General features: G+C 64.3%; 21 protein-coding genes. 10 read left to right on the top strand and 11 right to left on the bottom strand.

What is annotated here, in order from left to right; translation table 11 throughout:
- The first annotated feature begins 49 nt into the window (after window positions 1–49).
- The 6 genes from tkt (at window position 50) to rpe (ending at window position 7,052) form a co-directional block, all read left to right on the top strand.
- A complete protein-coding gene (gene tkt, locus ABXS05_RS02820) occupies window positions 50–2,074 on the top strand; it encodes a transketolase (protein WP_367622827.1) in 2,025 nt (674 codons plus the stop codon).
- 48 nt (window positions 2,075–2,122) lie between these two features.
- Complete coding sequence (fba, locus tag ABXS05_RS02815; protein ID WP_311934834.1) at window positions 2,123–3,205, top strand: class II fructose-bisphosphate aldolase; 1,083 nt, start codon at window positions 2,123–2,125, stop codon at window positions 3,203–3,205.
- Window positions 3,206–3,293: 88 nt separating this feature from the next.
- Entirely contained in the window at window positions 3,294–4,754 is a 1,461-nt protein-coding gene (locus ABXS05_RS02810; RefSeq protein WP_311934833.1) for a form I ribulose bisphosphate carboxylase large subunit, read from the top strand.
- Window positions 4,755–4,767: 13 nt separating this feature from the next.
- Window positions 4,768–5,187, top strand: coding sequence for a ribulose bisphosphate carboxylase small subunit (locus ABXS05_RS02805; RefSeq protein WP_367622826.1), 420 nt, complete (start codon window positions 4,768–4,770; stop codon window positions 5,185–5,187).
- A 207-nt stretch (window positions 5,188–5,394) separates the two neighbouring features.
- Window positions 5,395–6,339: a CbbX protein gene (gene cbbX, locus ABXS05_RS02800; protein WP_367622825.1), complete on the top strand. Its 945-nt coding sequence runs from the start codon at window positions 5,395–5,397 to the stop codon at window positions 6,337–6,339.
- Between the two features lie 29 nt (window positions 6,340–6,368).
- Window positions 6,369–7,052, top strand: a complete 684-nt coding sequence (gene rpe, locus ABXS05_RS02795) for a ribulose-phosphate 3-epimerase (RefSeq protein WP_311934830.1) — start codon at window positions 6,369–6,371, stop codon at window positions 7,050–7,052.
- A 14-nt stretch (window positions 7,053–7,066) separates the two neighbouring features.
- Here rpe and ABXS05_RS02790 read toward each other — a convergent pair whose 3' ends face one another.
- From ABXS05_RS02790 to rnr, 5 genes are all read right to left on the bottom strand, one after another.
- Complete coding sequence (locus ABXS05_RS02790) at window positions 7,067–7,675, bottom strand: MFS transporter (protein ID WP_367622824.1); 609 nt, start codon at window positions 7,673–7,675, stop codon at window positions 7,067–7,069.
- A gap of 75 nt (window positions 7,676–7,750) precedes the next feature.
- Window positions 7,751–7,918, bottom strand: a complete 168-nt coding sequence (gene rpmG, locus ABXS05_RS02785) for a 50S ribosomal protein L33 (protein ID WP_068297055.1) — start codon at window positions 7,916–7,918, stop codon at window positions 7,751–7,753.
- A gap of 171 nt (window positions 7,919–8,089) precedes the next feature.
- On the bottom strand, window positions 8,090–8,803 hold the full coding sequence (locus ABXS05_RS02780; RefSeq protein ID WP_311934828.1) for an NUDIX hydrolase: 714 nt from the start codon (window positions 8,801–8,803) through the stop codon (window positions 8,090–8,092).
- Window positions 8,804–8,826: 23 nt separating this feature from the next.
- Window positions 8,827–9,234, bottom strand: a complete 408-nt coding sequence (locus ABXS05_RS02775) for a DUF983 domain-containing protein (protein WP_311934827.1) — start codon at window positions 9,232–9,234, stop codon at window positions 8,827–8,829.
- Window positions 9,231–11,546, bottom strand: coding sequence for a ribonuclease R (rnr, locus tag ABXS05_RS02770; protein WP_311934826.1), 2,316 nt, complete (start codon window positions 11,544–11,546; stop codon window positions 9,231–9,233). The genes ABXS05_RS02775 and rnr overlap by 4 nt, the downstream gene beginning before the upstream one ends.
- A 490-nt stretch (window positions 11,547–12,036) precedes the next feature.
- Here rnr and ABXS05_RS02765 point away from each other — a divergent pair, with 490 nt between their 5' ends.
- Window positions 12,037–12,894, top strand: coding sequence for a 5'-nucleotidase, lipoprotein e(P4) family (locus tag ABXS05_RS02765; protein WP_311934825.1), 858 nt, complete (start codon window positions 12,037–12,039; stop codon window positions 12,892–12,894).
- The gene (locus ABXS05_RS02760) at window positions 12,884–13,288 is read left to right on the top strand and encodes a thiol-disulfide oxidoreductase DCC family protein (RefSeq protein WP_311934824.1); all 405 of its coding nucleotides are present in this window, start codon (window positions 12,884–12,886) and stop codon (window positions 13,286–13,288) included. The genes ABXS05_RS02765 and ABXS05_RS02760 overlap by 11 nt, the downstream gene beginning before the upstream one ends.
- Before the next feature lie 15 nt (window positions 13,289–13,303).
- Here the strand turns inward: ABXS05_RS02760 and ABXS05_RS02755 are convergent, their stop codons facing one another.
- The 4 genes from ABXS05_RS02755 to plsY all read right to left on the bottom strand — a co-directional run bounded on the left by ABXS05_RS02755 (window position 13,304) and on the right by plsY (window position 18,824).
- Complete coding sequence (locus ABXS05_RS02755; protein WP_311934823.1) at window positions 13,304–14,062, bottom strand: DUF2259 domain-containing protein; 759 nt, start codon at window positions 14,060–14,062, stop codon at window positions 13,304–13,306.
- A 97-nt stretch (window positions 14,063–14,159) separates the two neighbouring features.
- Window positions 14,160–16,817, bottom strand: coding sequence for a type I DNA topoisomerase (gene topA / locus ABXS05_RS02750; RefSeq protein ID WP_367622823.1), 2,658 nt, complete (start codon window positions 16,815–16,817; stop codon window positions 14,160–14,162).
- Window positions 16,818–17,079: 262 nt separating this feature from the next.
- A complete protein-coding gene (gene dprA, locus ABXS05_RS02745; protein ID WP_311934821.1) occupies window positions 17,080–18,222 on the bottom strand; it encodes a DNA-processing protein DprA in 1,143 nt (380 codons plus the stop codon).
- Window positions 18,219–18,824, bottom strand: a complete 606-nt coding sequence (plsY, locus tag ABXS05_RS02740; RefSeq protein ID WP_311934820.1) for a glycerol-3-phosphate 1-O-acyltransferase PlsY — start codon at window positions 18,822–18,824, stop codon at window positions 18,219–18,221. The genes dprA and plsY overlap by 4 nt, the downstream gene beginning before the upstream one ends.
- A 253-nt stretch (window positions 18,825–19,077) precedes the next feature.
- Between plsY and ABXS05_RS02735 the strand changes: the two genes are divergently transcribed.
- Entirely contained in the window at window positions 19,078–19,515 is a 438-nt protein-coding gene (locus ABXS05_RS02735) for a hypothetical protein (RefSeq protein WP_367622822.1), read from the top strand.
- Window positions 19,516–19,614: 99 nt separating this feature from the next.
- On the opposite strand, the gene ABXS05_RS02730 is transcribed toward ABXS05_RS02735, so the two are convergent.
- Window positions 19,615–20,913: a dihydroorotase gene (locus tag ABXS05_RS02730; RefSeq protein WP_367622821.1), complete on the bottom strand. Its 1,299-nt coding sequence runs from the start codon at window positions 20,911–20,913 to the stop codon at window positions 19,615–19,617.
- Between the two features lie 13 nt (window positions 20,914–20,926).
- Window positions 20,927–21,874, bottom strand: a complete 948-nt coding sequence (locus tag ABXS05_RS02725) for an aspartate carbamoyltransferase catalytic subunit (RefSeq protein ID WP_311934817.1) — start codon at window positions 21,872–21,874, stop codon at window positions 20,927–20,929.
- Between the two features lie 391 nt (window positions 21,875–22,265).
- On the opposite strand from ABXS05_RS02725, the gene ABXS05_RS02720 reads away from it, so the two are divergent.
- Window positions 22,266–23,795, top strand: a complete 1,530-nt coding sequence (locus tag ABXS05_RS02720) for an ABC-F family ATP-binding cassette domain-containing protein (RefSeq protein WP_367622820.1) — start codon at window positions 22,266–22,268, stop codon at window positions 23,793–23,795.
- Window positions 23,796–23,820 lie beyond the last annotated feature (25 nt).

The raw sequence follows: 23,820 nt of genomic DNA, 5'->3' as shown, positions 1-23,820 counted from the left end.
TTTCCGTGAACCACACCACCGTCTGCCCAGGGCAGCGGAATGGGAGGACATGCCCGTGAATATCTCGACGCCATCAGCCACTTTCGAGACCTCGGTGCCGCATCGCGACATGGCCAATGCCCTGCGCTTCCTGGCCATTGATGCCGTGGAGAAGGCCAAGTCCGGCCATCCCGGCATGCCCATGGGCATGGCCGACGTCGCCACCGTGCTGTTCTCCCGCTTCCTGAAGTTCGATCCGTCGGACGCGGCCTGGCCGGATCGGGACCGCTTCGTGCTCTCGGCTGGACATGGCTCGATGTTGCTCTATGGCCTCCTGCATCTCACCGGCTACCCCGAACTCACGCTGGAGGAGCTGAAGTCCTTCCGGCAATGGGGCTCCAGGACGCCGGGACATCCCGAATATGGCCACACGCAAGGCGTGGAGACCACGACGGGCCCGCTCGGGCAGGGATTGGCGACGGCCGTCGGCATGGCCTTGGCCGAGCGCCTCGCCAACGCCCGCTTCGGAGACGATCTCGTCGACCACCATACCTATGTCATCGCCGGCGATGGCTGCCTGATGGAAGGGATCAGTCACGAGGCGATTTCGCTGGCCGGCCATCTCAAGCTCGGCAAGCTGATCGTGCTGTTCGACGACAACGAGATCTCGATCGACGGGGCCACCTCGCTCTCCTGCTCGGACGACCAACTCGCGCGCTTTGCGGCTTCCGGCTGGTCGGCGCGCCGGGTCGACGGCCATGACCGCGAGGCCGTGGCCAAGGCGATCGCTGAGGAACGGGCGACGGAACGGCCCTCGCTCATCGCCTGCCGGACCATCATCGGCTTCGGTGCGCCCAACCGGCAGGGCACCGAAAAGGTGCATGGTGCGCCGCTCGGTGCCGAGGAGAACCAGGCGGCGCGCGAGGCCCTCGGCTGGCCATACGAGCCCTTCGAGGTTCCGTCCGAGATCCGCGAGGCCTGGCTGGCCGTGGGTGCCCGCGGCAAGGCTGAGCACGAAGCCTGGCAGCAGAGGCTGCACGATGTCGGCGAGGCCGAGAGGCGGCAGTTCGACGAAGCCCTCAAAGGCAAAGTGGGTGCTGAACTGAAGCGTGCCTTGGCCGATATCCGTCAGCGCTTTGCCAGCGAATGCCCGACGATCGCCACGCGGCAGGCTTCCCAGCAGGTCATCAATGCGATCGTTGCCGCTCAGCCCAATCTCCTGGGAGGCTCAGCCGACCTCACCCATTCCAACCTCACCCAGGCAAAGGGATTGCAACCGGTCCAGGCCGAGGATTTCTCCGGCGGCTACATCCATTACGGCGTGCGCGAGTTCGGCATGGCCGCGGCGATGAACGGCATCGCCCTGCATGGCGGCTTCATCCCCTTTGGCGGTACCTTCCTGGCCTTTGCCGACTATTCGCGACCGGCGATCCGGCTGGCGGCCCTGATGGGGCTGCGCGTGATCCACGTGATGACGCATGATTCCATCGGTCTCGGCGAGGACGGCCCGACCCACCAGCCCGTGGAGCATCTGGCGGCGCTGCGGGCCATTCCCAACCTTCTGGTGTTCCGGCCGGCAGATGCCGTCGAGACCGCCGAGGCCTGGGAGTGCGCGTTGACGGCCGAAAGGCAGCCTTCCGTGCTCTGCCTGTCGCGCCAGGCGCTGCCGACGCTGCGTTCCGACTGCGGCGTGAATGGGGTCGCGCTCGGCGCCTATGTCCTGGTCGAGCCGCCAGGGGTGCGTGACGTTACCTTGATCGCCACGGGCTCGGAGGTTTCGATCGCCGTGGAGGCGGCCGAACTCCTGGCGAAGGAGGGCATTCGAGCCGCCGTGGTGTCGGCACCCTGCTTCGAGCTCTTCCGACGGCAGGGGCCGATCTATCGCCAGGCGGTCTTGGGAACGGCTCCGCGCATCGGCGTGGAGGCGGCGGTCGAAGGTGATTGGCCGCGCCTGCTCGGGGCGGACGGCGTCTTCATCGGCATGACAGGCTTCGGCGCCTCGGCGCCGGCCGGCGACCTCTACCGGGAGTTCGGCATCACCGCCACCGTCATCACAGAGGTCGCGCGCCGGCTCGTATCCAAGCCAGCCGAATAGTTTGTCAGTCTGTAAATTTCAAAAGTCGCATTTGAAACGGAGGGCAGCATGGCCCGTATCACCCTCAGGCAATTGCTGGATGACGCCGCCGAGCATGGCTATGGCGTGCCAGCCTTCAACATCAACAATATGGAGCAGGCCCTGGGCATCATGGAGGCTGCGGCAGCCGTCGATGCGCCCGTGATCCTGCAGGCCTCTCGAGGTGCGCGCTCCTATGCCAACGACATCATGCTGGCGAAGATGGTCGAGGCCCTGGAGGAGATGTATCCGCAGATTCCCCTTTGCCTGCATCTCGACCACGGCAATGAGGAGGCGACCTGCGCGACGGCGCTGCGCTACGGTTTCACCTCCGTGATGATGGATGGCTCGCTCGAGGCCGACGCCAAGACACCGGCAAGTTACGACTACAATGTCGCGATCACCCGCCGTGTCGTCGATCTCGCCCATTGGGTCGGTGCTTCCGTCGAGGGGGAACTCGGTGTGCTCGGTTCGCTCGAGCAGGGCGGAGGTGAGCAGGAGGATGGCCACGGCGTCATCGGCGAAGTCAGCCACGACCAGTTGCTCACCGATCCCGATCAGGCGGTGGATTTCGTGCGGGCCACCAGGGTCGATGCCCTGGCTATCGCGATGGGTACCTCGCATGGTGCCTACAAATTCAGCCGCAAGCCCGATGGCGACATCCTGGCCATGCATGTGATCGAGGAAATCCATCGTCGCATGCCCGGTGTGCATCTGGTCATGCACGGTTCCTCCTCGGTGCCGCAGGAGTTGCAGGACATGTTCAACGCCTTTGGCGGGGAGATGCCGCAGACCTGGGGCGTGCCGGTCGAGGAGATCGTCCGGGGCATTCGGCATGGCGTGCGCAAGGTCAATATCGATACCGATTGCCGGCTCGCCATGACCGCAGCCTTCCGCAAGGTCGCCAGCGAGAACCGCAGCGAGTTCGATCCACGCAAATTCCTCAAGCCTGCCATGGAAGGGCTGAAAACCCTCTGCCGCGAACGTTTCGAGGCGTTTGGCACGGCGGGACACGCCTCGCGGATCAAGGTCGTTCCGCTGCCCGAAATGGCCCGGCGCTATCGCGCCGGCAGCCTGGAACCGAAAGTTGAAGGCCTGGCGGCCGCGGCCTGAGGCGCTTTGCGATGCAAGGGCTCATCAAGCTCGCAAGGACGCGTCGAGACCAGGAACTGGCGCAATCCATCCAATCAAGGAGGACGAGATGAATGTGAATACGCAAACCGTCCGCGGCAAGGATCGCTACCGGTCCGGCACGATGGAATACAAGAAGATGGGCTATTGGGAGCCTGACTACGAACCCAAGGACACGGACGTCATCGCACTGTTTCGGGTAACCCCCCAGGACGGTGTCGATCCCATCGAGGCCTCGGCGGCCGTGGCAGGTGAATCCTCCACCGCCACCTGGACGGTGGTGTGGACGGACCGGCTGACGGCAGCGGAAAAATACCGGGCCAAGTGCTACAGGGTCGATCCGGTGCCGAACGCGCCCGGCCAGTACTTCGCCTATATCGCCTACGACCTCGATTTGTTCGAGCCGGGTTCGATCGCCAATCTCTCGGCCTCGATCATCGGCAATGTCTTCGGCTTCAAGCCCTTGAAGGCGCTGCGCCTGGAGGACATGCGCTTCCCCGTGGCCTATGTGAAGACCTTCCAGGGACCGGCGACCGGCATCGTGGTCGAGCGCGAGCGGCTCGACAAGTTCGGCCGGCCGCTGCTCGGGGCCACCGTCAAGCCCAAGCTCGGCCTGTCGGGCCGCAACTATGGACGCGTCGTCTACGAGGCGCTGAAGGGGGGGCTCGATTTCACCAAGGATGACGAGAACATCAACTCGCAGCCCTTCATGCATTGGCGCGAGCGCTTCCTCTATTGCATGGAGGCCGTGAACAAGGCACAGGCTGCGTCCGGCGAGATCAAGGGGACCTATCTCAACGTCACCGCCGGCACGATGGAGCAGATGTATGAGCGGGCCGATTTCGCCCGGGAGATCGGCTCCAACATCGTGATGATCGACCTGGTGATCGGCTATACCGCGATCCAGTCGATGGCGGCCTGGGCGCGCCGCAACGACATGATCCTGCATCTGCACCGGGCCGGCCACAGCACCTATACACGCCAGAAGAGCCATGGTGTGTCGTTCCGCGTCATCGCCAAATGGATGCGGCTCGCCGGTGTCGACCACATCCATGCCGGCACCGTGGTCGGCAAGCTCGAAGGCGACCCGAATACCACGCGCGGCTATTACGATATCTGCCGCGAGGACTTCAATCCGACCAACCTCGAACATGGTGTCTTCTTCGATCAGCATTGGGCCAGCCTCAACAAGCTGATGCCGGTGGCGTCCGGCGGCATCCATGCCGGTCAGATGCACCAGCTTCTGCACCTGCTCGGCGAAGACGTGGTGCTGCAATTCGGCGGCGGCACCATCGGCCACCCTCAGGGGATCGCCGCCGGCGCCACGGCCAACCGCGTGGCGCTGGAAGCAATGATCCTCGCCCGCAACGAAGGGCGCGACTACCTGCATGAGGGCCCGGAAATCCTGGCCAGGGCGGCCAATAGCTGTACCCCGCTCAAGCAGGCGCTCGAGGTGTGGAAGGACGTCACCTTCAACTACGAATCCACCGACACGCCGGACTTCGTGCCCACCGTCGCCGTCACCGCCTGAAGGGAGAAAGACGATGCGTATCACACAAGGGTGTTTTTCCTTCCTGCCCGATCTCACCGACGAGCAGATCGGCCGGCAAGTGCAATATTGCCTGGAGCAGGGTTGGGCGGTGAACATCGAGTTCACCGACGATCCCCATCCCCGCAACACCTATTGGGAGATGTGGGGCCTGCCGATGTTCGACTTGCGCGATGCGGCGGGCGTGATGATGGAACTGGCCGAATGCCGGCGCGTCTATGGCGATCGTTATATCCGCATCTCGGGCTTCGATTCCACGCATGGCTGGGAGTCGGTGCGTATCTCCTTCATCGTCAATCGCCCGAAGGACGAGCCCGGCTTCCGCCTCGAACGTCAGGAAAGCGTCGGACGCAACATCCGCTACACCACCCACAGCTATGCCGCGGACCGGCCGGAAGGCCAGCGCTACGGCTAACATGTCCTCGAGCAAAGCGCTTTCATGGCTGAACGCTTGTTCGCTCGAGCTCCTGTTTTCGACGCGTCTTTGCGATTCTGCGTGATTCCGCCCCATCGCAAAACGCTTTGGTCCGGTTGGTGACGGCAGTGCCTCCCGTCCCTGGCGACCAACTGGACAACTTGCTCCGCCGCCGGCCGGGCGGCGGAGCCTTTCGGGAGAAGCACCATGCTTGATGCAAACAGCGCGAAAGAGGCCGGCCAAGCCGGAACGCCGGTGGCGCAGGCCATCGATCTCAGGCAGGAGTTCGAGGCGGTCGGCATTGCCGATGTCTTCGCCCAGCTCGATCGCGAACTGGTCGGCCTCAAGCCGGTGAAGACGCGCATCCGCGAGATCGCTTCGCTTCTCATGATCGAGCGCATCCGGCAGAAGATCGGCCTGGCGAATGATCCGCCGACCCTGCACATGTCCTTCACCGGCAATCCCGGTACCGGCAAGACCACGGTAGCCCTGCGCATGGCCGACATCCTGCATCGCCTCGGCTTCGTGCGGCGTGGACATCTGGTTTCGGTGACGCGGGACGATCTCGTCGGCCAGTATATCGGTCACACCGCACCGAAGACCAAGGAGATCCTCAAGAAGGCGATGGGCGGCGTGCTGTTCATCGATGAGGCCTATTACCTCTACCGCCCCGAGAATGAGCGCGACTACGGCCAGGAATCCATCGAGATCCTGCTGCAGGTGATGGAGACGCAGCGCGACGATCTGGTGGTGATCCTGGCCGGTTACGAAGATCGGATGCAGAAATTCTTCGCCAGCAATCCCGGCTTCCGCTCGCGGGTCGCCCATCACATCGATTTTCCCGATTATGAGGAAGGCGAACTGCTGTCGATTGCCGAGCTGATGCTGCAGGAGCGCAATTACCGCTTCGATGCGCAGGCGCGGGCGGCGTTCATCCGCTACATCGAGTTGCGCAAGACCCAGCCCTTGTTCTCCAATGCGCGCTCCATCCGCAATGCCCTCGACCGCATCCGCCTGCGCCAGGCGAGCCGGCTTGTCGACGACCTCGACCGCAGGCTGACCGCGGACGACATCATGACCATCGAAGCGGCCGATGTTCTGGCGAGCCGCGTCTTCGCCAAGGGCGCACAGCCCGATGGCGGAGGCGCCTGACCAAGATTGCAAGGGAAAGGAAGATCATCATGGCAGAACCGATCGTGATCGCGCCCTCCATCCTCTCGGCCGATTTCGCGCGGCTGGGCGAGGAGATCAAGGCTATCGACGAGAGCGGGGCGGACTGGATCCATTGCGATGTGATGGACGGGCATTTCGTGCCCAACATCACCTTCGGGCCCGATGTCATCAAGGCCGTCAGGCCCTACACGAAGAAGCCCTTCGACGTGCATCTGATGATCAAGCCGGCCGATCCCTATCTGGAAGCCTTTGCCAAGGCTGGTGCCGACATCATCACCGTGCATGCCGAATCCGGCCCTCATCTCGATCGCTCGCTGCAGGCGATCCGCTCGCTGGGCTGCAAGGCGGGGGCGACGATCTGCCCGGCGACGCCGGAAAGCGTGCTGGATTATGTGCTCGACCGTCTCGACCTCATCCTGGTGATGACGGTCAATCCGGGTTTTGGAGGGCAGGCCTTCATCACCTCGCAGCTCGACAAGATCCGGCGCATCCGGGCGATGATCGGGACCAGGCCGATCCGTCTCGAGGTCGATGGCGGCGTCAACCCCGAGACGGCAGCCCTGGTAGCCGCGGCCGGCGCCGATACCCTCGTGGCGGGATCGGCCGTGTTCCGGGGCGGGGCTGCAAATTATGCCGGCAATATCGCGGCCATCCGCGAAGCAGCGGAAGACCATGTCCGCAAGGCGGCGTAGCGGCAGGATGCGGCTCAGTCAAAAACGGTCTCGATTTCCGCCCGCCTGGGCGTGGTGACGAACGCAGCCTGCAGGATGAGCACGATCACGCCGAGAGCTGCCGAAGCGAAGGCAATGTCGCGCCAGCTATAGAACGCCGTGACATAGCCTGCCACGCCGGGACCCACGGCGGCGCCGAGGAAATAGAGGGCGAGCAAGATGCTTATGGCATCGCTCCGCCACTGGCGTCGCGCATTGTCGGCCGCAAAAGCAAGGCTGACGGAAAGAAGGCTGCCGGTCGCGGCTCCCTGAAGCAGGCGGCCGATGGTCCAGACGGAAAAATCGGGAGCAAGTCCCCCCAGCGTTTCGCCAATCACGAAGACGGACGTTGCGGTCAACAAGAAGGGTTTGTCACCGACCACCGCCCGCAGGCGTCCGCCCAGTGCGAGGAATACGATGAGGAACAGGAAAACGCCGGAGGTGACGGCGCCTATGAGCGCGTAGGAGAGCGCGAATTCCTGAAGGATGGCCGAGAGGCTGACCGTGGCGGCGCCGGAACCGAAGCCGACGACCAGGAGGGTGCAGGCGAGGATGAAGAACTGCAAACCGCGCGAGGGCCCGCGAGTTTCGCCGGATATCGACATCTGTAGCCTCCCACGAACCTTGCAAAAACAAAGGGCGCCCCGAAGGCGCCCTTGATTCCGATCCGGAAACCGATCTTACTTGATCTTGGTTTCCTTGAACTCGACGTGCTTGCGCGCGACGGGGTCGTACTTCTTCATTGCGAGCTTTTCGGTCTTGGTACGGGTGTTCTTCTTGGTGACATAGAAGTAGCCCGTGTCTGCCGTCGAAAGCAGCTTGATCTTGATGGTGGCGGCCTTGGCCATGGTGATGCTCCGAATATTGCTACCGGACCGTATCGGCTAAGGCAGCAAAGCCGCGCAATGGCGCGGCCCTTTTGAATCTTGGCGCACACTACTCATGGAAGAGCCGAAGTCAACCAAAAGAAGCGCATGCCGGCTGGAATTGTGCGGCCATGATGGCCATTCGTGCCTCTCCTAGATCTCCTCCCGGCTCCGCACCCCCCGTTGCTCACGATAGAAGGGCACGGGGACATCCTTCTCCAGGCCGATTTCCAGTCTCTTGGCGACTTCCTCGAGAATGGTGCGGGTGATCCAGACCAGATCTTCCGCCCGGGCTTCGTCGAAGGAGAGCCATTTCGTCTCGATCAGCTCCGAGTCGGGCCCCACGACGCCTTCGGTCCGGTGCGCGATGGAGTTCGCATCGGCCACGAAGAAGCGCGTGTCGAATCGGCGCTTCATCGCCGGCGGCGTGATGGCGCGGGCGACGAAATGCAGGCTTTCGGGCGAGGGGAACACCTCGTGTTCGGCAAAGGCGCGCCAGTGCTCGCTGCTGGTGGCGGGAGCACCGAGCCCTTTTTCGCCGAGCAGGATGCCGGTTTCCTCGAAGGTTTCCCGGATCGCGCACAGGGCCAGTGCCCTGGCCTTGGCCGGGGAAGGGCTGACGACACGCGTGAGCAAGCCGCGTTCGGTATGGGCGGCCAGCGTGCCATAGGCGCTCATGCTGCGATCGGCCGGTTCGACGCGCCCGCCGGGAAACACCATCACGCCGGGCATGAAGGCATGACCGGCATGCCGCCTTCCCATCAGGACGCGCGGCGTCTTGCCGGTGCGATCGAGCAGGATCAGCGAAGCGGCATCGCGGGGGTGGACGGGACGGGGTTTGGAGGGCGAGGACGGGATTTCGGACATCGGTTCAGCAAGAAGGAAATGGCTCAGTACGGAGAAAGCGTATCGGGATCCGGCTTGCCGGAAAAACCATGCATGCGATTCGCCCATTGCAGCCCGATGATGGCGCCCTTGATCATCGGCAGCAGGACCAGCGACAGCACGATGGTCAGCGTACCGAAGATCACGCCGAGCGACCAGAGCGGCATCTCCGTCTCGATCACGCAGGTGAGGATGCCTGCAACCACGATGTGGCCGACGATCAGCATGGTGAAATAGGGCGGAGCGTCGTCGGCACGGTGATGCGACAGATCCTCCCCGCAGACACTGCAGCGAGGAGCGACCTTGAGATAGGAGGTGAAGATCTTGCCCTTGCCGCAATTGGGGCAACGCCCGAAGGCGCCCCGCCGCATGGCGAGGGCCGCATCGCGCTGCTCGGGCCGATATTCGTTCATCGCCGACTTCCCTTCCCGGCGCGCTTGCCTTTGAGCGCCTTGGCCTTGCGTTTGGCCGCATTGCCCTTGCGATCGGTGATCCGCGGCCGCTTGACCACGCCGACCTTTCGGCCGGGCGCGCGGCGCCGCTGGCCATCCGAGACGATCTCGAAGCGTAGCGCACCGGCAAAGGGCGCTGCCTCCACCAGCTTCACCGACACCGTGTCGCCAAGCTGGAAGGATTCACCCGTGGCTGCACCGATAAGCTGATGCGCGTTCTCTTCGAAGCGATAATAGTCGTGACCGATCGTCGCGGCGGGCACGAAGCCGTCGGCGCCGGTTTCGGCGAGCTTGACGAACAGGCCCGACTTGATCACCCCGGAGACACGTCCCTGGAAGATCTCGCCGACATGGTCGGCAAGGAAATGGGCGATCAGGCGGTCGATGGTCTCGCGCTCGGCCGTCATGGCGCGTCGCTCGCAGGCCGAGATCCTGCCGGCGATCTCGCTCAGCATGGCAGGCGTCATTTCCGTCGGCAGGCCGTCATCGCCCAGATGCAGGGCCCGGATCAGGGCGCGATGCACGATCAGGTCCGAATAGCGGCGGATCGGCGAGGTGAAATGCGCATATCGGCGCAGGTTCAGGCCGAAATGCCCGATATTGTCGGCTGAATATTCGGCCTGGCTCTGCGAGCGCAGCACCACGTCGTTGACGAGATGAGCGTTATCGGTGCCTGCGACTCTTCCCAGGATGGTGTTGAACTGGCTCGGCCTGAGCGCTCCCTGCTTGGAGAGCGGGATGTCGAGCGTGTGGAGGAACTCGCGCAGGGCGATGATCTTCTCCATCGAAGGCTCGTCATGCACGCGGTAGACCAGCGGCGTCTTCTTGGCTTCCAGCGTCTCGGCGGCCGCCACATTGGCAAGGATCATGAACTCCTCGATCAGCCGGTGGGCGTCGAGGCGCTCGGGAACGACGACCCGGTCGACCATGCCGTTGGGCTTCAAGAGGATCTTGCGCTCCGGCAGATCGAGATCAAGCGGCCCGCGGCCGTCACGCTCCGTCCGGAGGCAGGCATAGGCGGCCCACAAGGGCTGGAGCACAGGAGCGAGCAACGGGCCCGTGACTTCGTCGGTATCGCCGTTGATGGCGCGCTGGGCCTGCTGGTAGGAGAGCTTGGCGGCCGAACGCATCATCACGCGATGGAAGCTGTGGCGCAGCTTGCGCCCATCAGCGGCGATGATCATGCGCACGGCCAGCGCCGGCCTGTCCTCGTTGGCCCGCAGCGAGCACAGGTCGTTGGAGATGCGTTCCGGCAGCATCGGTACGACGCGGTCGGGGAAATACACCGAATTCCCCCGGATCAAGGCTTCACGATCGAGGGGCGAATCCGGCCTGACATAGGCGGCGACATCGGCGATCGCCACGGTCAGGATATGACCGCCTGGATTGGCCGGATCGGGATCCGGCTCGGCATGGACGGCGTCGTCATGATCCTTGGCATCGGCCGGGTCGATGGTGATCAGCGGCAGGCGCCGCCAGTCTTCGCGACCGGACATCGTCGCCGGCTTGGCCGCCTCCGCCTCCTCCAGCGTGTCCTTGCGGAAGACATAGGGAATATCATGGGCATGGATGGCAATCAGGCTGATCGCTTTCTCGCTACCAACCTTGCCGACGCGCTCGACGATGCGCGCCATGGGCGGGCCATGGCGGGCGCCACGCAGGGGCTCGATGGCGACGAGTTCGCCATCTTCCGCCTTTGCGGCATCGTCAGGACGCACGAGCATTTCGCGCCCGGCATTGCGCTTCTCGATCGGAACGATCTGGCCTTCGCCGTTTGGAAGGCGGCGGAAGACGCCGAGAATACGCTGGCGCAGCCGCTCCAGCACCTTGATCACCCGCCCGGTCGGCTGATGATCCGAGCTGCCGTCGGCCATGCGCAGCAGAACCCGGGAGCCAACACCGGGGGCAGCCCCGCCGAAGCGCTTGGGAACGGTCACCACGATGCGTGGCGGCTTGCCATTGTCCTCGTTCCAGTCCGAAGGGGTGGCGACGAGCTCGCCGTCGCGATCGCGGCCGGTGATGTCGGCGACGACGGACGAGGGCAGGGCGCCGGGCGCATTGAAGCCCTTGCGGCTGCGCTGCACCACACCTTCGTCGGCAAATTCGTTGAGCAGATGTTTGAGGGCGATCTTCTCGGCCCCGCCCAGGCCGAATTCACGGGCGATCTCCCGTTTGCCGGCGCGGCCATGCGACCGGGCGATGAAAGCGAGGATGTCTTCGCGGCTGGGCAGGGCGGGTTCCAATGCCTCGGCTTGTTTGTTTTTACGAACCACAGAAATTATTCCGAATTGGCGTTGGCGGCCCGGCATGCCCAGGGAAAGCGGGCAGTGGATCCGGTGTCATCATAGACCAACGCATGGGGTATTTGTCGAAGCCAATCGTGGACATCGCGCATTTCCGCAACGTCCTGCGCGATTGGCAGCTCTGTCTGTCGAAGGAAGAGATTGTCGAAGCGCTCTGCGCGGCGATCCGGATGGATCCCACAGCGCGGCAGAGCCATGTTTGGCAAAACGCGGAACGGCAGGAAACTCAACGTGCCGGGACAGACTGTCCAAAACCCTCGAGCGATCCACAGGCACTGGCGGACGGAGGGACGGTTCGATCGAACCGGACATGGAGCCATATAAGTCCCCATGCTTGGTTTGTCAACGAAAATGCTGCGTTGCAGCATTCTAGCCGCGTGTCCTCGAGAACATGCCGCGTTGACCCACCGGGGAGCGATGATATCGTTTCTGTTTTGCGGGTCCAAACCGGGAGTACGGTATGCGTGGTGCACTGATCGGACTTTACCTCTCATCGACGCTTGTCGCGGCTTCGGGCATACCTGCTCCGGCCCAGGCGCAGGACAGCGCCAAGCCCGACGACAATCTCAATGCCGTGCTGTGGGATCAGACCGCCGTGGAAGCCAAGGCCAATGCGACGGCCATGTTCGCCCTGGCGAAGATCAGGCTCGACCAGGCCCTGGCCGACCCCGCCTGGACGGCCGCGCCCGTCGAGCAGACCGGCGATTTCAAGGATCATCCGCCGGCGATCGTCCTCGATGTCGACGACACTTTGCTGAACACCTCCAACTACCAGGCCTGGAACGTCAAGGCGGGGACACGGTTCACGCCGGAAACCTGGACGAAATATGTCAAGGCGCAAGTCGATACCGTCATCCCTGGCGCGGTTGAATTCACCCAATATGCGGCCTCGAAGGGGGTGAAAGTCTTCTACGTCACCAACCGCACAAAGGAGGAGGAAGAACCGACAGTGCAGTTGATGACCAAGCTCGGCTTCCCCGATGGCGGCAATGTCGACACCTTCCTCAGCGCCAAGGAGCAGCCGGACTGGAAGTCGGCCAAGGGCACAAGGCGTGCCGTGATTGCCAAGGATTATCGCATCCTGCTGCTGGTCGGCGATAATCTCGGGGACTTCACCGATGCCTATAAGGGAACGCCGGAAGAGCGCGACAAGGTCTTTGCAGACAATGCGTCCCATTGGGGACATGACTGGATCGTGATCGCCAATCCGACCTATGGCTCGTTCGAATCCGCGCCCTACAAGAGCAATTACGAGCTTTCGGCTGACGAGCAGCGCAAGCTCAAGATCGAGGCGCTGAAGAGCTGGGATGGCCAGTGAGATTGTAAAAGCCGGCGGCGCCCGTCCCCTCACGGTCTGGTACAACACCAGATGCCCGGTCTGCGATGCCGGCATCCGGCATCAACGCAACCGGCTCGTGGAAGCGGTCAAGGCCGGACGCATCGAGTTTCTGGACATCAATCTCGAACCGGATGCCCTCGTGCGTTTCGGCGCCAGCCTCGACGATATCAGGCGACGCCTGCATGCGACGGACGAGGAGGGCCGTCTGCTGGTCGGCGCCGACGTCGCTCTGGCCATCTGGCGGCGCACGCCGGGACAGGCCTGGATCGCCGGCCTGCTCGGTGCACCGGGGATCCACACGCTGACCTGCTTCGCCTATGACCGCTTCGCGGACTTGCTGTTTGCCTGGAACAAGCGCCACGGGCGGTGGTAGCGGACCTGGCTTCCATCACGGCAAGGGAACGGGGATGGCGAGATGGCGTCGGTCAGGTTCCTCCCAGCTATGAGGCCAATAGCTCACCAATGCCACGAGCCGCGGCTTGGCATTGGCCGGCTTGTAGACGAAAAGCGCATTCAGTCCATTGGACTGGGAACAGCCGCGCTCTTGCCCGGAAGCCTCGTCGACATAGACGATTTCATTGTCCCTGTTGTTCTCAGGCAAGGTGCGCACCAGTGAAAAGCTCTTGAGCTTGTCGCGTCCGAGAGCCGAGCAAGCCGCATCGGTGATCGTGCGGGGCAGGACGTCCACCGTGACGTCCCCTCCGGGAACAGCATCGCCGATGCTGAGATTCGTCGCTTCGGCGGCCATGGTGGCGTAGGCCTGGTCGGGGAGTGGTGGATCGAAGAGCCGTGCGCCCTCATACACGGCCTGTCGGGTCGGTTTCTCGCCGATTCCGAGCCTGGTCAGCAGCGGCTCCACCTTTTTGCGCGCCTCGGTGCGGGCGGCGTCTTCGGGGCCTTCCTTGTCATGCTCGATGGTGAAGGGCGCGTCGGGCACGGATTTGCCCGTGTCGAGATCGATGACGGAGATCGTGCTGTAGGGATGGATCGAGGCATCGTGCGTGCCGTATTCCTCGAAGGCGAAATAGCGACCGTCCTTGGAAAAGCCAATGATGTCGGGCGTGGCGGCATCACCGGCGAGGGCGGCTGCAAGGGCCAGGCCGTTCAGAAGGGCTGCGCCGATCAGCCCTGCAACGCGACGAACCATAACACTTGCCTCCAGCCTGCATGAGAAGAGCAGGCTAGAGGCCTGGAGCGCCCTGAGGAAGTCCCGGCGGGAACAGGGTTCCAGCTGGGCCCAGTGATCAATCGGTATCGAACGGCACCTCGTCGGAATCGACGATTGCCTTGGTTGCCTTCTTGGCAGCGGTTTTCTTGGTGGCCGTGGCTTTCTTGGCCGGCGCCTTTTTGGCGGTCGCTGCCTTCTTGGTCGCCGGCGCCTTGCCGCCCTTGGCCGCAATGAGCTCGATGGCCTGTTCCAGGGTCACCGCGTCGGCTTCCATGCCCTTGGGCAGGGTGGCGTTGACCTTGCCATTGGTCACATAGGCGCCATAGCGGCCGGGCTTGACCTCGACGCTGCCGCCACCGGGATAGTCGCCGAGGGGACGGCCCGCCGGCGCACCGGCGCCGAAACGGCGGCCTGAACCTCCGCTTTCCTTGGTGAGGATCAGGGCGATGGCCCGGTTGGCGCCGACGGCCAGTACGTCGTCATCCTTGTCGAGATTGGCGTAGGTCTTCTCATGCTGGACATAGGGGCCGTAGCGGCCGATGCCGACCAGGATCGGCTTGCCGCTGTCGGGATGCACCGCGACTTCCTTCGGCAAGGAGAGCAAAGCCAGGGCCCGTTCGAGATCGACATTGGCCGCGCTCATGCCGCGGGGCAGGCTTGAACGCTTGGGCTTCTCGCCTTCGCCGAGCTGGACATAGGGACCGAAACGCCCATCGCGGAGGGTGACGTCGAGGCCGCTCTCGGGATCCGTGCCAAGCTTGCGCGTTCCGGCTTCGCCACCGCCATCCGCTTCGCCATTCTGACCGGCGCCGGCGGAGAAATTGCGGGTGTAGCGGCATTCCGGATAATTGGAGCAGCCGATGAACGCCCGCCCTTGCCTGGTCAACTTGAGCGAGAGCGTGCCGGTGCCGCACACCGTGCATTGGCGGGGATTAGAACCGTCGCCCCGGTCGGGGAAAATATGCGGCGCAAGCAGGTCGTTGAGGGCGTCGATGACCTGCGTTGTGCGCAATTCCTTGGTGCCGTCGATGGCCGACGAGAAATCGCGCCAGAAGTCGCGCAGCACTTCCTTCCAATCGAGCTCGTGGTTGGAGATGCGGTCGAGCTTCTCCTCCAGGGCCGCGGTGAAGTCATATTCGACATAGCGGGCAAAGAAGCTTTCGAGGAAAGCGGTGACGATGCGGCCCTTGTCCTCGGCCTTCAGGCGCTTCTTGTCGACCGAGACGTAGTCGCGGTCGCGCAAAGTGGCGAGCGTGGCCGCATAGGTCGAGGGACGCCCGATGCCGAGCTCTTCCATGCGCTTGATCAGCGTGGCCTCGCTGTAGCGCGGCGGCGGCTCGGTGAAGTGCTGGGTGGCGGCGATCGCCTTCTTTTCCAGCGTTTCCCCGGACGCCATGGCGGGCAGGCGCTTGCCGTCCTCCTCGTCGCCATCGTCGTCGCGGTCTTCATTATAGAGGGTCAGGAAGCCGTCGAACTTCACGACCTGGCCGGTCGCGCGCAGATCGAGCTTGCGTCCGCCTGCTTCGACCAGGATGTCGACCGTGGTGCGCTCGAGTTCCGCCGACGCCATCTGGCTGGCGACCGTACGCTTCCAGATCAGTTCATAGAGCCGGGCCTGCTCGTTGTCGAGGAAACGGGTGACGTCCTTGGGCGTACGGAAAGGATCGGTCGGCCGGATCGCCTCATGGGCTTCCTGGGCGTTCTTGGCCTTGGTGATGTAACGGCGCGGCGTTTCGGGCAGGTAACCCGGCGCATAGCTCTTGCCGATCATGCTGCGCACGGCGGTGACGGCTTCCGGTGCCATGTCGACACCGTCGGTACGCATATAAGTGATCAGGCCGACCTGCTCACCATTGAGATTCACACCCTCATAGAGACGCTGGGCGATCTGCATGGTGCGGTTGGGTGACAGGCCGAGCTTGCGGCTGGCTTCCTGCTGCAGCGTCGACGTGGTGAAGGGCGGGAAGGGATTGCGCCTGGCAGGCTTGGCCTCGACGCTGGCGACGACGTAACGGCCCCGGTCGAGGGCGTCACGGAAGGCGAGAGCTTCCTTTTCGGTACCGACGTCGAGGCGTTGGATCTTCTGCCCGTCCGCGCCGACGAGGCGCGCTTCGAACAGATCGCCGCGCGGCGTGGCCAGGGTGGCGACGAGGGACCAGTATTCGCGGGCGACGAAGCGCTCGATCTCGAGTTCCCGGTCGCAGACCAGGCGCAGGGCCACCGATTGGACACGGCCGGCCGAGCGGGCGCCCGGCAGCTTGCGCCACAGCACCGGCGACAGACGGAAACCGACGAGATAGTCGAGGGCACGGCGGGCGAGATAGGCGTCGACCAGGCCTTCGTCGATCTCGCGCGGCGCCTTCATCGCCTTCAGGACAGCGTCCTTGGTGATGGCGTTGAAGGTCACGCGTTCGACCGGGATATCCTTGATGGCGCGCTTCTGGCGCAGGATCTCCAGCACATGCCAGGAGATCGCCTCGCCCTCGCGATCAGGGTCGGTTGCCAGAATGAGCTTGTCGCTCTCCTTCACCGCCTTGGCGATGTCGCTGAGGCGCTTGCCGGCCTTGGCGTCGTTCTCCCACACCATGGCGAAATCGGCGTCGGGCTCCACCGAACCATCCTTGGCCGGCAGGTCGCGCACGTGACCATAGGAGGCGATCACCTGGTAGTTGGAACCGAGATATTTGTTGATCGTCTGTGCTTTGGCAGGCGACTCAACGATGACGACAGGCATGGGCGGGCCGTTCAATACGCGGAAAACGAAATCTCCCCTGCCAGGAGCTCACCTCGGTGGCCGGCCAAACAGGGCATGGAAACGAGCAGGCCGTCCGGCTTTTCGGCGCGAATAGGCGTCCTGGAGCCGTCGGCTAACTGCCAAATAAGGGTAAATCCGAAAATTGCAAACTGGCGCATTTGTCAGATTAGGTGGTGTTGCAACCACCAAGGCGGCGGCAAGATGGGCAAAAGCCGGGCTCAAGTCAATTCGACCGACCGGCTTACAACAGCGACACCATACCATTGCCGTGCCGTTCGATTCGTCCCGACATATCGAGCTCGAGCAAGGCGAGCTGAACCCGTCGGGCATCGAGTCCACAGGCTCGCACCAACTCATCCATGGCCACGGGAGAGGGGCCGAGGGCGGCGATCAGCCGATCCTGGTCGGGGTCGCCTGTCGAGACGGCTGGTGGAGTGGAAGGGGAGGCGGGTGAGGTGTCGTCGAAACTGAAGCGAGGTTGAACGGGTCGGCGCGGCGGCGGCGCGGGACGTTCGACCAACGGTGTCAGGGCTTCCAGCACATCGCCGGCATGCCGGACCAGGATGGCTCCCTCGCGCAGCAATTTGTTGCTGCCTTCGTTGCGCGGGTCGAGCGGGGAACCCGGGGCTGCCATCAGTTCCCGGCCTTGCTCCAAAGCCAGGCGGGCGGTGATGAGGGAGCCGGAGCGTGCAGCGGCCTCGATGATGACCACGCCGAGCGAAAGGCCCGAGACGATGCGGTTGCGTTTGGGAAAATCGCGTGCCGTCGCCACCCAGCCGAACGGCATCTCGGACATGACGCAGCCGGTTGCGCTGATGTCTCTTGCGAGCTGTGCGTGCTGGGGAGGATAGATGTTGCCCAGGCCGCCACCGACCACGGCGACGGTGCCGTTTGCTATCGTGGCGCTATGGGCCGCTTCGTCGATCCCTCGCGCCAGGCCTGAGACCACGGTGAAACCGGCATTGGCGAGTTCGGTCGCCATGACAGCCGCGAATCGACGCCCCAGCGCGGAGGCATTGCGGGCCCCGACGATGGCGACCATCGGCCGGGACAGGGGGGTGAGCGAGCCCCAGGCGGCGAGGAGGGGCGGGGCCGAATCGATGGCAGCCAGGGAGAGCGGGTAGTCGGCTTCGCCCAGCGCCACGAAGCGGGCACCAAGGGTGGCCATCGCCTGCAATTCACGCTGGAGGCTGGCATCGGACGGCAGCTTGAGGGCTCGACCGCTGCGTCTGGCAATGTCGGGCAAAGCCTCGATCACCGCCCGGGCGGAACCGTGGCTTTCCAGGAGACCCTTGAAGCTGATGGGGCCAATGCCGTCACAGCGGATCAGGCGCAGCCAATCCAGCTTTTCTTCGTCCGAGAGGGTAGGTCCCGGCGAGGTCACGCCTTCTTTCCGATGCGGCTCTCCGTGCCGTTGAGAAGACGGCCGATATTGGCGCGGTGCATGACCCAGAGGGCCACCGAGAGGACTGTAAAGAGCAAAGCTTCACGCTGATAGCCCATCAGCAGCAGCCCGATCGGGCTCAGCAGGCTGGCGGTCAGGGCGGAGGCGGAAGAATAGCGGGTGGTGAAGGCCACCAGGACCCAGACCAATGCGAAGAAGATGGCGATAGGCCAGGCAAAGGCGGCGAGGAGGCCGAGATAGGTCGCCACTCCCTTGCCGCCCTTGAATTTCAGCCAGATCGGGAAGAGATGGCCGACGAAAGCGGCTAGCCCTGCAAAGACCGCAGCCCCATCCCCCCAGAAATGGCGGGCAAGCAGCACGGCGGCCGTGCCCTTGAGGGCGTCGAGAATCAGGGTGGCGGCTGCCAGGTCCTTGCGTCCGGTGCGCAGGACATTGGTGGTGCCGATATTGCCCGAGCCGATGGCGCGGATGTCGCCCAATCCTGCCAGGCGGGTGAGGATCAGGCCAAAGGGGATCGACCCGAGCAGATAGCCGAGCAGCAGCGCCGCCAGCGTCGTCGTCAGGGTCAGGTCGGCAAACATCGGCAGCTCGCTTCGGGAGGAAAAGGCTCGTGCGGCACACTATCGCCACTCGCCAAGGCCCGGCCACGAAAATTTTTGTCCCTATGGGGAGCGGGAGATCAAGGCAGGAGTTTTCCTCAGCCTTTGTCGGGTCGACGGATTGCGATGACCCGGGAGCACGCTAAGGCTTTCCTGGTGAGCCGAGCTGGTTCAATGCTGTATGACACAAGGGCATGCCGCATTTGTAGGAATCGGCCGGCTGAAGGAGATTTGGATGCGTCTTATCGTGGCTTCGGCCTTGTTTTTCGGTCTCGCCGGCGTTGCTCTCGCGCAGCAGCCGACCTACAACGAGCAGGTCGAAAAGGAGTTTCCTGCCTTGGACCGGCTGGTGAAGACCCAGCCCTACAAGGGGGCCTATGGTGCCCTTTTGAAGGAATTGTCGCCCGTTCCCGACTATCTATCCGATGTGCTCAGGCGCAAGGGCGACTACATGACCTTCGGCTCCAAGCAGGTGAGCGTCGATGGTTCGCCTCACCGCGTTGCCATGGTCTGCCCGACCAACGTGACCTGTGCCGAATATGGCAGCGTCTTCCTGTTTACGGCCGATGGCCGCCAGGCCTGGGCGGAGGTCCGCGACGGCGACAAGCCGGTCTATCTGGGCGGGCCCAGCACGGCGCAGAAACAGGCCCTGGACCAGGCCTTCGACGAGTGAGGCGAGAAGTCGGTCGTCATCCCCGGTTGAGCCGCTCACAAGCAGAGCTTGCGAGGATACGGCCGGGAAGGACGAGCTACCCATTTCGGACGCGAGCCCTCAGCCCCGCTCGAACACCTGCTTGCCGGCGACGAAGGTCCGCGAGACCAGGCCGCTGAGGCGAGCGCCGTCGAAGGGCGAGTTCTTGCAGCGCGAACGCAGCCTGGCGGCGTCGAGCACGAAGGGCACGTCGGGATCGAAGACGATGACGTCGGCGCTGGCGCCCTTGGCGAGGGTGCCGCCGGGCAGGCGCAGGATCTCGGCGGGGCGGGTCGAGAGGGCGCGCAGCAGGCCGATCAGGTCGAGCGAGCCGTCATGCACCAGGCGCAGGCCGGCCGAGAGCATGGTCTCCAGGCCGATGGCGCCGTCAGCCGCTTCCGCGAAGGGCTGGCGCTTGGTCTCGACGTCCTGCGGATTGTGATCGGAGACGACCGCATCGACCAGCCCGTCCTTGATGGCCTGCACCAGGGCCATGCGGTCATCCTCGTGACGCAACGGCGGTGACACCTTGCAGAAGGTGCGGAAGCCGTCGATGTCGTTCTCGTTGAGGGTGACGTGGTTGATCGAGGTGGAGGCGGTGACGTCGAGTCCGTCCTGCCTGGCTCGGCGCAGCACCTCGATCGAGGCGCGGCAGGTGACAGTGGCGGCGTGATAGCGCCCGCCGGTCAGGGCGACCAGGCGCATGTCGCGTTCCAGCAGCATCGCCTCGGCCTCGGCGGGAATGCCGGGCAGGCCGAGGCGGCTGGCGAACTCGCCCTCGTTCATCACGCCATCGCCGGCCAAATCCCTGTCCTGGGTGTGATGGATGATGAGGGCATCGAAGTCACGCGCATAGGTCAGCGTCCGTCGCATCACCCGCGCATTCATCACGCTGCGCGCGCCATCGGTGAAGGCGAGGGCGCCGGCTTCGCCGAGCAGGCCGATTTCGGTCATCTCCTGGCCGGCGAGGCCCTTGGTCAGCGCCGCCATGGCATGGACATGCACAATGGCGGTGTCGCGGGCGCGGCGCAGCACGAAATCGACCACGGCCGGATCGTCGATCGGCGGATGGGTTTCCGGCGTGCACACGATGGTGGTGACGCCGCCGGCCGCCGCGGCCTGCGAGGCAGTGGCGAGCGTCTCGCGATGTTCGGCGCCGGGTTCGCCCGTCACGGCGCGCATGTCGATCAGGCCGGGGGCGACGACCTGGCCCTCGCAATCGAGGACGGCCGTGTCCGGCCCGACAGCGCCGGCGGTGAGATGAGGCCCGGTATCGGCGATGACGCCGTCTCGAATCAGCAGACTGCCATGCTGCTGGGTCCGGGCAGCGGGATCGGTCAGCAGGGCATTGGCCAGAAGCAGGGGGCGAGCGTTCGTCAACTTTTCATTCCCCTCAGACATTCGGCAGGTTGCGGGCGAGCGCTTCGAGCACGGCCATGCGGACGGCGACGCCCGCTTCCACCTGCTCGCGGATGAGCGACTGAGCACCGTCTGCGACGGCGGTGTCGATCTCCACCCCGCGATTCATCGGCCCGGGATGCATCACCAGCGCATCCGGCTTGGCATGGCTGAGTTTTTCTTCGTCCAGGCCGAAATAGCGGAAATATTCTTTGATCGAAGGAATGAAGGCGCCAGCCATGCGCTCGCGTTGGAGACGCAGCATCATCACGATATCGGCATCGCGCAGGCCTTCCTTCATGTCCCTGTGGATCTCGACGCCAAAGCGGTCGATGCCGGCCGGCAGCAAGGTGGAAGGAGCAATCAGCCGGACCCGGGCCCCGAGCGTGGCGAGCAGCAGGATGTTGGAGCGGGCGACGCGCGAATGCAGGATGTCGCCGCAGATCGCCACCGTCAGCCCGGCGATTCGTCCCTTGTTGCGGCGGATGGTCAGAGCATCGAGCAGGGCCTGGGTCGGATGCTCGTGGGCACCGTCACCGGCATTGACCACGGCGCAATCGACCTTTCGGGCGAGGAGATGCACGGCGCCGGCCTGGTTGTGCCGGACCACGATCACGTCGGGCCGCATGGCGTTGAGGGTGATGGCCGTGTCGATCAGCGTCTCGCCCTTCTTCACCGAGGACGAGCCGACCGACATGTTCATCACGTCGGCGCCGAGGCGCTTGCCCGCCAGTTCGAAGGAGGACTGGGTGCGTGTCGAGGGCTCGAAGAAGAGGTTGATCTGGGTTCGCCCGCGCAGGGCGGACGACTTCTTCTCCACCTGCCTGTTGAAGGCGATGTGCTCGTCGGCCTCGTCGAGCAGGCTGATGATGTCGCTCTCCGTCAGGCCTTCTATGCCGAGGAGGTGGCGGTGCGGATATGTCGCTGAAGCTGGCTTGGTCATCAAAGCCGACTTCATAGGCCTCACAGGTGACGGCAGCAAGGCAGGAGATGCGCCTTGCCCGTTTTTCCACCGCGGGCGTTGGGCCGGATCCCTTGCCTATCCCTCGGACCAATGCTATCGGCGAAGCGATACTCGAACCCGGAAAGGAGGGCTGCGCATGATTATTCGCTGCGATCATCATCGCCAGCGTGGCCCAGTTCAGGCCCTGCAGACGCGTTTGCAGGGCTGACCAGAGGTCGTATCTCCCCTTGCTGGTCCGCCCTTCGTGGCCGTGCAGGATGCGCTCGCATGCGCACCCGCACATCGTCAAACGCCGTGCCTTCGCCTGCATTTCCCGATGGCTGCGTGCCCGGGATGCCGCGTTCGCCGGTCCGGACCAGAGAATAGACCCATGAGCCTGATCACCCTGCGCAATCTCGGCGTGACGCTGAGCGCACCGCTGTTTTCGCAACTCAACCTCAGCATCAATGCCGGCGACCGTATCGGCCTGGTGGCCGCCAATGGCCGCGGCAAGTCCACTTTGCTGCGCTGCACCGCCGGCACGATGGAGGCCGGGGAGGGCGACATCACGAGGTCGCGCGGCCTGACGGTCGGCCACGTCGAACAGCAGGTGCCGCCTGCGCTCCTCGAAATCCCCTTCTACGACGCCGTCCTCGCGGCGTTACCCGAAGAAACGCAGGCCAGCGAAGCCTGGCGGGTCGACGTCACCCTCGATTCGCTGCAGGTGCCGGACGACCTGCGCCAGCGGGCACTCGGGCAGTTGAGCGGCGGCTGGTTGAGGCTCGCCATGCTGGCCAGGGTCTGGGTCAGGGAGCCCGATCTGCTGCTGCTCGACGAGCCGACCAACCATCTCGACCTTGCCAAGATCGCCCTGCTGGAAGACTGGCTCAATGCCCTGCCACGCGACGTGCCGGTGCTGGTGGCGAGCCATGACCGCGCCTTCCTCGATGCGACCACCAATCGCACGCTGTTCCTGCGTCCGGAACGCTCGCAGCTCTTCCCCCTGGCCTATTCCAGGGCGCGGGCTGCGCTGGAGGACGCCGACGCTGCCGAGGAACGACGCTATCAGCGCGACATCAAGACGGCCCAGCAATTGCGCAAGCAGGCGGCGAAGCTGAACAATATCGGCATCAATTCCGGCAGCGACCTCCTGGTGGTCAAGACCAAGCAGCTGAAGGAGCGGGCCGAGCGCCTGGAGGAAGCGGCAAAGCCGGCCCATCAGGAGCGCTCGGCAGGTGCGGTTCGCCTCGCCAGCCAGGGCACGCATGCCAAGGTGCTGGTCACGCTGGAGGATGCCGCCGTGACGATCCCGGATGGCACGCTGCTGTTCCGGACCGGCCAGCGCTTCATCTGCCAGGGCGATCGTATCGTCCTGCTCGGCCGGAACGGCGCGGGCAAGAGCCGCCTCATCGCCATGCTGCGCCGTGCCATTGCACAGCCTGATGCCAGCGTGGAGGGCGTCAAGGCAACGCCTGCGCTAGTCCTGGGCTATGGCGATCAGGCTTTGGCCGATCTCGATGACGGGCAGACGCCACACCACGCCCTGACCCATCGCTTCGATGTCGGTGACCAGCGGGCGCGCTCGCTGCTGGCCGGGGCCGGCATCGCCATCGAAAAGCAGGCCCGCCCGATCGGCCAGCTTTCCGGCGGCCAGAAGGCGCGCTTGGGCCTGTTGATGCTGCGCCTGGCCGAACCGAACTTCTATCTCCTCGACGAGCCGACCAATCATCTCGACATCGAGGGCCAGGAGGCGCTGGAAGGGGAATTGCTGCGCCCCAATGTCAGCTGCCTGCTGGTCTCGCATGACAGGAGCTTCGTGCGGGCCGTCGGCAGCCGCTTCTGGCTGATCGAGGGCCGGAAACTCATCGAGGTGGACGGACCGGAGGCATTCTTCGCCTCTGCCAGCCAAATGGGAGGCTGATTCTTCAGGTCGGCTCTCTTGTCTG

Origin of the sequence: Labrys neptuniae (assembly GCF_040797145.1) — a bacterium.
Classification (GTDB): Bacteria; Pseudomonadota; Alphaproteobacteria; order Rhizobiales; family Labraceae; genus Labrys; species Labrys neptuniae.
Note: the sequence above shows the minus strand (reverse complement) of the source record. Positions and strands in the feature narration are given on the sequence as shown.

Bases quoted from the DNA above. Each gene is read 5' to 3' on its own strand.
- ABXS05_RS02725 (WP_311934817.1), bottom strand. From the start codon at position 21,874: ATGACCAAGCCAGCTTCAGCGACATATCCGCACCGCCACCTCCTCGGC.
- ABXS05_RS02755 (WP_311934823.1), bottom strand. From the start codon at position 14,062: ATGGTTCGTCGCGTTGCAGGGCTGATCGGCGCAGCCCTTCTGAACGGC.
- plsY (WP_311934820.1), bottom strand. From the start codon at position 18,824: ATGTTTGCCGACCTGACCCTGACGACGACGCTGGCGGCGCTGCTGCTC.
- ABXS05_RS02810 (WP_311934833.1), top strand. From the start codon at position 3,294: ATGAATGTGAATACGCAAACCGTCCGCGGCAAGGATCGCTACCGGTCC.
- ABXS05_RS02790 (WP_367622824.1), bottom strand. From the start codon at position 7,675: ATGTCGATATCCGGCGAAACTCGCGGGCCCTCGCGCGGTTTGCAGTTC.
- rpmG (WP_068297055.1), bottom strand. From the start codon at position 7,918: ATGGCCAAGGCCGCCACCATCAAGATCAAGCTGCTTTCGACGGCAGAC.
- ABXS05_RS02780 (WP_311934828.1), bottom strand. From the start codon at position 8,803: ATGTCCGAAATCCCGTCCTCGCCCTCCAAACCCCGTCCCGTCCACCCC.
- fba (WP_311934834.1), top strand. From the start codon at position 2,123: ATGGCCCGTATCACCCTCAGGCAATTGCTGGATGACGCCGCCGAGCAT.
- tkt (WP_367622827.1), top strand. From the start codon at position 50: ATGCCCGTGAATATCTCGACGCCATCAGCCACTTTCGAGACCTCGGTG.
- ABXS05_RS02775 (WP_311934827.1), bottom strand. From the start codon at position 9,234: ATGAACGAATATCGGCCCGAGCAGCGCGATGCGGCCCTCGCCATGCGG.
- cbbX (WP_367622825.1), top strand. From the start codon at position 5,395: ATGCTTGATGCAAACAGCGCGAAAGAGGCCGGCCAAGCCGGAACGCCG.
- ABXS05_RS02720 (WP_367622820.1), top strand. From the start codon at position 22,266: ATGAGCCTGATCACCCTGCGCAATCTCGGCGTGACGCTGAGCGCACCG.
- topA (WP_367622823.1), bottom strand. From the start codon at position 16,817: ATGCCTGTCGTCATCGTTGAGTCGCCTGCCAAAGCACAGACGATCAAC.
- ABXS05_RS02805 (WP_367622826.1), top strand. From the start codon at position 4,768: ATGCGTATCACACAAGGGTGTTTTTCCTTCCTGCCCGATCTCACCGAC.
- ABXS05_RS02735 (WP_367622822.1), top strand. From the start codon at position 19,078: ATGCGTCTTATCGTGGCTTCGGCCTTGTTTTTCGGTCTCGCCGGCGTT.
- ABXS05_RS02760 (WP_311934824.1), top strand. From the start codon at position 12,884: ATGGCCAGTGAGATTGTAAAAGCCGGCGGCGCCCGTCCCCTCACGGTC.
- ABXS05_RS02765 (WP_311934825.1), top strand. From the start codon at position 12,037: ATGCGTGGTGCACTGATCGGACTTTACCTCTCATCGACGCTTGTCGCG.
- rpe (WP_311934830.1), top strand. From the start codon at position 6,369: ATGGCAGAACCGATCGTGATCGCGCCCTCCATCCTCTCGGCCGATTTC.